10 protein-coding genes and 1 pseudogene are annotated in these 8,954 nt (G+C 69.0%); all 11 read left to right on the forward strand.

The window, feature by feature from the left end; all coding sequences use genetic code 11:
• Nucleotides 1-685 (forward strand): annotated as a pseudogene (locus tag ACY0I8_RS13830) (signal recognition particle protein); the annotation flags it as partial.
• Between the two features lie 129 nt (nt 686-814).
• Nucleotides 815-1,096, forward strand: a complete 282-nt coding sequence (gene rpsP / locus ACY0I8_RS13835; RefSeq protein WP_459941022.1) for a small ribosomal subunit protein bS16 — start codon at nt 815-817, stop codon at nt 1,094-1,096.
• Between the two features lie 20 nt (nt 1,097-1,116).
• Nucleotides 1,117-1,632, forward strand: coding sequence for a ribosome maturation factor RimM (rimM, locus tag ACY0I8_RS13840; protein ID WP_461395226.1), 516 nt, complete (start codon nt 1,117-1,119; stop codon nt 1,630-1,632).
• Nucleotides 1,629-2,372 (forward strand): tRNA (guanosine(37)-N1)-methyltransferase TrmD, encoded by a 744-nt coding sequence (gene trmD / locus ACY0I8_RS13845; RefSeq protein WP_461395234.1) that lies wholly within the window; start codon nt 1,629-1,631, stop codon nt 2,370-2,372. Before rimM ends, trmD begins: the two co-directional genes overlap by 4 nt.
• On the forward strand, nt 2,359-2,934 hold the full coding sequence (locus tag ACY0I8_RS13850) for an RNA methyltransferase (RefSeq protein WP_461395227.1): 576 nt from the start codon (nt 2,359-2,361) through the stop codon (nt 2,932-2,934). The genes trmD and ACY0I8_RS13850 overlap by 14 nt, the downstream gene beginning before the upstream one ends.
• Nucleotides 2,935-3,043: 109 nt before the next feature.
• Nucleotides 3,044-3,391 carry a 50S ribosomal protein L19 gene (rplS, locus tag ACY0I8_RS13855; protein ID WP_461395228.1) on the forward strand — a complete coding sequence of 116 codons (348 nt, stop codon included), beginning with the start codon at nt 3,044-3,046 and terminating at the stop codon, nt 3,389-3,391.
• A gap of 12 nt (nt 3,392-3,403) precedes the next feature.
• Nucleotides 3,404-4,060, forward strand: a complete 657-nt coding sequence (locus ACY0I8_RS13860; RefSeq protein WP_461395229.1) for a ribonuclease HII — start codon at nt 3,404-3,406, stop codon at nt 4,058-4,060.
• Nucleotides 4,057-4,434, forward strand: coding sequence for a YraN family protein (locus tag ACY0I8_RS13865; protein WP_461395230.1), 378 nt, complete (start codon nt 4,057-4,059; stop codon nt 4,432-4,434). Before ACY0I8_RS13860 ends, ACY0I8_RS13865 begins: the two co-directional genes overlap by 4 nt.
• A gap of 53 nt (nt 4,435-4,487) precedes the next feature.
• On the forward strand, nt 4,488-6,950 hold the full coding sequence (gene gyrA, locus ACY0I8_RS13870; RefSeq protein ID WP_461395231.1) for a DNA gyrase subunit A: 2,463 nt from the start codon (nt 4,488-4,490) through the stop codon (nt 6,948-6,950).
• Nucleotides 6,951-7,425: 475 nt separating this feature from the next.
• Nucleotides 7,426-8,484 (forward strand): type IV pilus assembly protein PilM, encoded by a 1,059-nt coding sequence (gene pilM / locus ACY0I8_RS13875; protein ID WP_461395232.1) that lies wholly within the window; start codon nt 7,426-7,428, stop codon nt 8,482-8,484.
• A partial coding sequence (locus ACY0I8_RS13880) for a PilN domain-containing protein (RefSeq protein ID WP_461395233.1) occupies nt 8,481-8,954 on the forward strand: 474 nt, incomplete at its 3' end. The genes pilM and ACY0I8_RS13880, both read left to right, overlap by 4 nt.

The raw sequence follows: 8,954 nt of genomic DNA on the forward strand, positions 1-8,954 counted from the left end.
CGGCCAGGACGCGGTGAACGTGGCCAAGGCGTTCGACGAGGCCGTGGGCATCACCGGCGTGGTGCTCACCAAGGCCGACGGCGACGCCCGGGGCGGCGCGGCCCTGTCGATCCAGGCGGTCACGAAGCGGCCGATCAAGCTGGTGGGCGTGGGCGAAAAGCTCGACGCCCTCGAGGTGTTCCATCCCGAGCGGATGGCCTCTCGCATTCTCGGGATGGGCGATGTCTTGAGCCTGATCGAGAAGGCCGAGCAGGCGATCGATGAGGACTCGGCCCGGGATCTCGAAGAGAAGCTACGGAAGAACCGCTTCACCCTGGAGGACTTCCGCGACCAGCTCCGGATGCTCCGGAAGCTCGGCAGCCTGGAGGATCTGCTGAAGATGGTCCCGGGCATGGGGCAGTTGAAGAACCTCCAGGTGGACGAGCGAGAACTCGTGCGGGTGATCGCGATCATCGACAGCATGACGCCGGAGGAACGGCGCAAGCCCGAGATCCTGAACGCGAGCCGCCGCCGCCGGATCGCCCGGGGCAGCGGGACCCGGGTCGAGGACGTGAACCGGCTCATCCGGCGGTACCAGGACGCCCGCAAGATGATGAAGCGGATGGGGATGATGGGGATGGGCAAAAAGGGGGGGAAGAAGAAGCGAAAGGGCGGATGGATGCCCCGGTTGCCCCTGGGGGGGTGACCCCCGGCGGCTAAGTACCGCCGAGAGGGGACCGGACACCAATCACGCTGGAACCCGGGAGGGGGACAGCGCTCTAGCTTTCTGGCGTCCCAGCAGGAAGTTCAAGGCGACACAAGGAGCGAACACACCATGGCAGTACGCATTCGACTCGCGCGCCACGGTTCCAAGAAGCGCCCGTTTTACCGGATCGTGGCGGCTCCGGCCGAGGCCCCCCGGGACGGGCGGTTCCTCGAGGTGCTGGGGACCTACAACCCCCTGACCGACCCGGCCACGATCGAGGTCAAGGAGGACCGGGTGCTCTACTGGCTTGGCAACGGGGCCCAGCCCTCGGACACGGTGCGCAGCCTGCTGCGGAAGGCCGGGGTCTGGGCCAAGGCCCGGTCCAAGCCGGCGGAGAGCGCGGGGGCCTGAGGCCAAGGCTCCGGTAGACCATGGGTCGGGCCCGCTACGTGGCCGTGGGCCGGGTGGGCCGGCCCCACGGGGTTCGCGGGGAGGTGCGGGTGGACCCCCAGGGCAGCCTTCCGAGGGGGCTCGAGGGGTACACCCGCTTCTACTTGGACCGCGGTCGGGGGCCCGAGCCCGTACAGGTGGAACACCACCGGATCCACGGCCGGTTCGTGCTCGTGAAGTTCCAGGGGTACGACACCCCGGAGGCGGTTCGTGAACTGACCCACGCCGTGCTGTGCGTGGATCGGAGCGAGCTGCCCCCCCTCGGGCCCGACGAGTACTACCACGCCGATCTCCTGGACTGCGAGGTGGTGGGGGAGGGCGGGGAGGCGCTCGGCCGGGTGGTGGACGTGTTCGACTCGGGCGCCCACGACGTGCTCGTGATTCGGACCGAGGGCGGGGCGGAGCGCATGCTCCCCGTGGTCAGCCAGTGGGTTCTCGCGATCGACCTGGACGCCGGCCGCATCACCGTGCGGGTCCCGGAGGGGCTGTGGGACTGACGGTCCACGTGGTGACCCTGTTTCCCGGGATGTTCCGGGGGCCGCTGGACGAGGGGATCCTCGGCCGGGCCGTGGCCGAGGGGAAGGTCGCGGTGCATCTCGTGGACCTGAGGGAGTTCGGGGAGGGGCGCCACCGGATCACCGACGATTACCCCTTCGGCGGGGGCGCCGGCATGGTCATGAAGCCCGGCCCGGTGGTGAACGCGATCGAGCACGTGCGGGCCCGGGACCCCGGGGTCCGGGTGGTGCTCCTGACGCCCCAGGGCCGGCCGTTTCGCCAGGAGGTGGCCCGGGAGTTCGCGGCCGCAGGGTCGATCGCCCTGGTGTGCGGTCGCTACGAGGGATTCGACGAGCGCGTCCGGGCCTTCTGCGACGACGAGGTCTCGGTGGGGGACTACGTGATCATGGGCGGCGAGGCGGCCGCCTGGGTGATCTTGGAGGCCACGGCGCGGCTCGTGCCGGGGGTTCTGGGGGACGAAGCCTCTCCGGTGGAGGAAAGCCTGACCGCCGGACTCCTCGAATATCCCCAGTACACCCGGCCGAGGGTGTTCCGGGGGATGGAGGTGCCCGGGGTTCTGCTGTCGGGCCACCACGCCCAGATCGCCGCGTGGCGCCGGCGCCAGGCGATCCTCCGGACGGCCCGACGTCGGCCCGATCTCCTGGAGCGGGCCGACCTCACCCCGGAGGAGCGGCGGCTGGCCGAGCGGGTGCTGAGGGGGGAAGACCTTGACGAGACCTAGGGCGGCCCTCGCCCTGGTGCACCATCCGGTGCTCGACCGCACCGGCCGGGTGGTGGCCACCGCGGTGACGCCCCTCGACGTCCACGACCTGGCGCGGCTCACGGTCACCTACGGGCTCGACCGGTGCTACGTGGTGACCCCGTTGCCGGCCCAGGCGGCGCTCCTGGGGGACCTCCTGCGCCACTGGGTCGAGGGGGCCGGGGGCCGGGCCAACCCGTGGCGCCGGACCGCCCTCGAGGCGGTCCGGGTGGTGCCGGATCTCGCAGGCGCCCTCCGGGACCTGGGAGCCCTGTGGGGGCGCCGGCCGTGGGTCTTGGCCACCTCGGCTCGCCGGGGGGACGGACGGATCTCCTTCGGCGAGGCGAGGCGCCGCCTGGCCCGGGAGGGGGGCCTCGTGGTGTTCGGGACCGGGTGGGGGCTCGCCCCCGAGGCCCTAGAGGCCTGCGACGACCTCCTGGAACCGGTGGACCCCGGCACGGGGTACAATCATCTGTCGGTGCGCTCCGCCGCCTCCATCGTGGTGGACCGGCTGTGGGGCGGGGCGAAAGAAATCGAGACGTAGCAAACGAAGGCGAGGACCCGAGTTCGGCACCACCGTGAACCTCGGGGGCTATTCGCACCCCCCAGCGTCCCAGCCTTCCAGCTTTCCAGCCTTCCAGAAGGAGCCAGCCATGAACGTGATCGAGACCATCGAACGCGAACAGATGCGGATGGACGTGCCCCATCTCCGCGCCGGGGACAAGGTTCGGGTGCACTACCGGATCCGGGAGGGGGAGAAGGTCCGGGTCCAGGTGTTCGAGGGCGTCCTCATCGCCAAGAAGGGCGGCGGGGTCCGGTCCACGATCACCGTGCGGAAGATGAGCTTCGGCGTCGGCGTGGAGCGCACGTTCCCCGTGCACAGCCCCCTGATCGAGAAGATCGAGGTCGTCTCCCACAGCAAGGTGCGGCGGGCCAAGCTCTACTACCTGCGCGCCCTTCGCGGGAAGGCCGCGCGGCTCAAGGAACTGCGCACCCAGTAGGAGCGGCCTCGGATGCCGGCGGCCGGCCGGGCCATGGGCGAGCCCGATCGGGCGGCCTTTGCCGCCGGCGCCGTCCGGGTGTGCGGGGTGGACGAGGTCGGCCGGGGGCCGCTCGCCGGGCCCGTGGTGGCGGCGGCCGTCATCCTGCCCCCCGGGGCCGAGCTCCCGGGACTCGACGACTCCAAGAGGCTCGCCCCGGGGGTGAGGGCCGCGCTGGTGCCCCGGATCCGGGAGGTCGCCCTGGCCGTCGGCATCGGGGAGTGCTCCCCCGAAGAGATCGACCGGTGGAATATCCACCGGGCCACCCTCCGGGCCATGTGCCGGGCGGTGCAGGACCTCGGGATGACGCCCGACCACCTCCTGGTCGACGGGATCCACCGCCTGCCGCTCTCGCTTCCCCAGGAAACCCTGGTCAAAGGGGACGCGCGCAGTTGGGCCGTGGCCGCGGCCTCGGTGATCGCCAAGGAGCACCGGGACGCCCTCATGGTCGAGTACGGCCGCCGGTACCCGGGCTACGGCTTCGAGGACCACAAGGGGTACCCCACGAGGGCCCACCGGGAGGCCCTGGAGCGCCTCGGGCCGTGCCCGATCCACCGCCGCACGTTCCGGGGGGTGAAGGAACTCCTGGGCCCCTTGCCCCGACAGCCCGGGCTTTTCGAGGCGCCGTGAGCCGGCCATCCGGGAACCGGGGCCTGGGGCGGGCCGGGGAGGACCTTGCGGCCGCGGCCCTGCGAAGCCGGGGGTACCGGATCCTGGAGCGCAACTACCGCTGCCCCCTGGGGGAGATCGACTGCGTGGCCCTGCACCGGGGCACCGTGGTGTTCCTCGAGGTCAAAACCCGGTCCGGCCCCGCCTTCGGTCCGCCCCACGAAGCCGTGGACCGCCGCAAACGGCGCAAACTCACCCGGCTGGCCCAATATTTCGTGCGTGAGCGTCGGCTCGAAGGCGTGCCGCTGCGGTTCGACGTGGTGGCCGTCGTCTGGGACGGGCCCGCCCCGCGCGTCGAGGTGTTCGAGAACGCCTTCGAGGCGGACGAAGGCTGACGCCGCCCCCCCTTCCCCGGCAGTCCCCGCTCTTCGCTTCACGGGAGAAACCCATGCAGAACCCCAGTGTCCGGATCCCGATCCCCATCGAAGAGGAGATGAAGCGCTCGTACCTCGACTACGCCATGAGCGTGATCGTGGGCCGGGCGCTTCCGGATGTGCGCGACGGCCTGAAGCCCGTGCACCGGCGCGTGCTCTACGCGATGCACGACCTCGGAAACCGGTGGGACAAGCCGTTCAAGAAGTCGGCCCGCGTGGTGGGCGACGTGATCGGCAAATACCACCCCCACGGCGACGCCGCCGTGTACGACACCCTGGTGCGAATGGCCCAGGACTTCAGCCTCCGTTACCCCCTGGTGGAGGGCCAGGGGAACTTCGGGTCGATCGACGGGGACGCCCCCGCGGCCATGCGGTACACCGAGGTGCGCCTGACCCGGCTCGCCGGGGAGATGCTGGCCGACATCGACATGGAGACGGTGGACTTCGGGCCCAACTACGACGGGTCCCTGGAGGAGCCCCTGGTCCTGCCCTCCCGCATACCGAACCTGCTCGCGAACGGGAGTTCCGGGATCGCGGTGGGCATGAGCACGAACATCCCGCCCCACAACCTGACCGAGCTCTGCAACGCCTTGATCCTCTTGGCCCGGAACCCCGACGCCACGGTGGACGACATCCTCAGGGTGCTCCCCGGCCCCGACTTTCCCACGGGCGCGTTCATCTACGGGGTCCAGGGGATCCACGAGGCCTACCGCACGGGCAGGGGGTCCATCCGGCTGCGGGCCCGGGCCGTGATCGAGCGGCACCCCCGCACGGGCCGGGAGGCCATCGTGGTCACCGAGGTGCCCTACACGGTCAACAAGGCGAAGCTGATCGAGGAGATCGCCGCCCTGGTGCGCGACAAGAAGATCGAAGGCATCTCCGATCTGCGGGACGAGTCCGACCGGGAAGGGATCCGGATGGTGGTGGAGCTCAAGCGGGGCGAGGACGCCCGCATCGTGCTCAACCGCCTCTACAAGATGACCCGCATGGAGATTCCCTTCGGGATCAACCTGCTGGCCATCGTGGACCGCCAGCCCCGGGTGCTTACGATCAAGGAGGCCCTCCAGCACTACATCGACCACCGCCGGGAGGTCACGATCCGGCGGACCCACTACCAGCTCCGGAAGGCCCGGGCCCGGGCCCACGTGCTCGAGGGGTTCAAGATCGCGCTCGACAACCTGGACGCCGTGATCGCGCTGATCCGGGGGAGCGCTTCCCCGGCCGAGGCCAAGGACGGCCTGATGGGGCAGTTCGGGCTCTCCGAGGAACAGGCCAAGGCGATCCTCGACCTGCGGCTCCACCGGCTGACCGGGCTCGAGCGCGACAAGATCCTGGAGGAGTACCGGGAGACCCTGAAGCTCATCGAGGAGCTGGAGGGCATCCTCGCAAGCGACGAGAAGGTTCTCGACATCCTGGTGGCCGAGTTCGAGGACATCCGCGAGAAGTACGGCGACGAGCGGCGCACCGAGATCGTGCCCCGCACCGAGGAGATCACCATCGAGGACCTGATCGCCGAGGAGGAGATGGTGGTCACGATCTCCCACGGGGGGTACATCAAGCGAAACCCCGTGTCCCTCTACCGGAGCCAGCGCCGGGGCGGCAAGGGGCGGCTCGGCATGGCCACGCGGGACGAAGACTTCGTGGAGCACCTGTTCGTGGCCTCGACCCACTCGTACATCCTGTTCTTCAGCGACAAGGGCAAGGTGTACTGGCTCAAGGTCCACGAGATCCCCCAGGCCGGGGCGGCCGCGCGGGGCAAGGCCATCGTGAACCTCCTGCCCATCGAGAAGGGCGAGTCCATCTCGGCGTTCCTGCCGGTTCGGGAGTTCCTGGACGGGTGGTACGTGCTGATGGCCACCCGCAAGGGCCTCGTCAAGAAGACCGACCTGAGCGCGTTCTCCAACCCGTGGAAAAATCGGGGCATCCAGGCCATCACCCTGGAGGAGGGCGACGACCTCATCGCCACCCGGCTGACCGACGGGAACCAGGAGATCGTGCTGAGCACCCGCTCGGGGCTCGCGATCCGGTTTTCGGAGGACGAGGTGCGGCCCACGGGCCGAACGAGCCGCGGGGTCAAGGGGATCGATCTGGCCGAGGGCGACGAGGTGGTGGCCGTGGACGTGGTGCGGCCCGGCACCACCCTCCTCACGGTGACCGAGAACGGGTACGGCAAGCGCACGGCCCTCGAGGAGTACCGCCGACAGGGGCGGGGCGGGAAGGGCATCATCACGATCAAGACCACCCAGCGAAACGGGCTGGTGGTGGGGGTGTTGGCGGTGGAGGACGACGACCAGGTGTTCCTGATCGCAAGCTCCGGAAAGATCATCCGTACCGCGGTGTCGGGCATCCCGGTGATCGGCCGCAACACCCAGGGCGTGAAGCTCATCGACCTCGAGCCCGGGGAGACGGTGGCGGCCGTGGCCCGGGTGGTGGAACGAGAGGAGGACGACGAGGGGGAGGGAGAAGAAGAAGGCTGATCCCCTCGCCGTGCGGCGAGAGCCCCACGGGGCGGGTCCGGTCCACGGACCCGCCCCGTTTCGTTGTGTGCCCCGGGAGGCGCGGTTCTTGCTAACGGATCGTGGATCTTGGGGGGACGAAGCCGGCCCGACGGATTGCCCTGCGGCGGGCGGGGGCCCGCCGGGGCGGGGCCCGTGGTTTCCAACCCCACCGGTGGTTGCCGTCACATGGCCTTCGGGGGCCGGTCGGTTCGGCCGTCACGTTCTGGTCGTTTGGGTTCCGCTCGCGAAACCTTAGCCGGGCGCAACAGGGAAAAAAACCGAAAGGGGCTAAAGCGGCGGACCCGTTTATCCGATGGGTTTCTGTGTTTGGGCGGGTCCAAGTGGGGGATCCTTGACACACTAACCCCCCTCCGATACGATCCGGCGGGATTTTCCGTGGGGTGCCGTGGGGTTCGAACGGGCGGCCCCCGCCCGCCTTTGCCAGGAGCTCCGCATGGTGCTTTGGAAACCCAAGAACCTGGTGGGCCTGGACATTGGAAGCCACTTTCTCAAGGCCGTGGAGCTCCGGCACCATAAGGGGGGTTACGAACTGAGAAACCTGGGCGTGGCCCAGCTCCCTCCTGAAGCGATCGTCGACGGCGTCATCATGGACTCGGCCGTGGTCGTCGAGGCGATCCGCAACCTCTTCTCCCACCTCAAAATCAAGAACAAGAACGTCGCCACCTCGGTTTCCGGCCACTCCCTGATCGTCAAGAAGATCCAGATGCCCCTCATGACCGAGGAGGAACTGGAAGAGCAGATCCAGTGGGAGGCGGAACAGTACATCCCGTTTGAGATCGACGAGGTGAACGTCGATTTCCAGATCCTGGGGCCGGTTCCCGAGGAGGAGGGCCAGATGGAGGTCCTCCTGGTGGCGGTCAAGAAGGACATCATCAACGACTACGCCGCGGTGATCACGGAGGCCGGGCTCATCCCCCAGGTGGTGGACGTGGACGCCTTCGCCCTGGAGAACGTGTTCGAGGTGGGCTATCCGGAGCACCTCGACAAGACCGTGGTGCTCGTGGACGTGGGCGCGAGCATCATGAACATCAACGTGCTCCGGAAAGGGGTGAGCACCTTCACCCGCGACATCACCATGGGCGGGGCCAATTTCACCGAGGAGATCCAAAAGGAGCTGGGGGTGAGCTTCGAGGAAGCCGAGATCCTCAAGCTCGGTGGCCACGTGGGCACCCTGGGGCCCCAGGACGCCCTGGAGATCCTGCGGCTCACCACCGAGAACCTGGTGCTCGAGATCCAGCGATCGCTCGACTTTTTCAGCGCCACCTCCGCCGAGGAGGAGATCCACCGCCTGTTCCTGAGCGGCGGGGGGTGCCGGGTGCCGGGCCTGGCCGCGGCCGTGGAGGAGCGGGTGGGGGTGCCGGTGGAGATCCTGAACCCGTTCCGGGGGATCCGGTGGTCGGAAAAACTCTTCGACCCCGATTACCTCGAGGAGATCGGGCCGGTGGCCGCGGTGGCCACGGGGTTGGCTCTCCGGAGGATCGACGAGCGATGATCCGCATCAATCTCCTTCCGGTCCGCGCCGAGCGGCGCAAGGAACTCCTCCGGCGCCACGTGGCCCTGGTGGTGCTGTTGTTTGTGGTGGTGGCGGGCACCATCGCCACCGTGCACGCGATGATCGGGGCCGACATCGAGAGGGCCCGGCAGCGGATCTCGGAGCGGAAGGCCGAGATCGCCCGGCTCCAGAAGGTGATCGGCGAGGTCAAGGAGTTCCGGAAGAAGAAGCGGGATCTCGAGGAGAAGCTCGATGTCATCGCGCGCCTCGAGGAGCGCCAGCGGGGGCCCTCGCGGGTGCTGTACGAGATCGCCCGGTTGATCCCGGAGAAGATGTGGATCGAGAAGCTCCGGGACAACGGGGGGCAGGTCGACCTCGAGGGGTACGCGATCGACAACCAGACCATCGCCCGGTTCATGACCGACCTGGAACGAAGCCCCCTGTTCCGGGGGGTGCGCCTCGAGGTGACG

It is taken from the genome of Deferrisoma sp. (assembly GCF_054681715.1).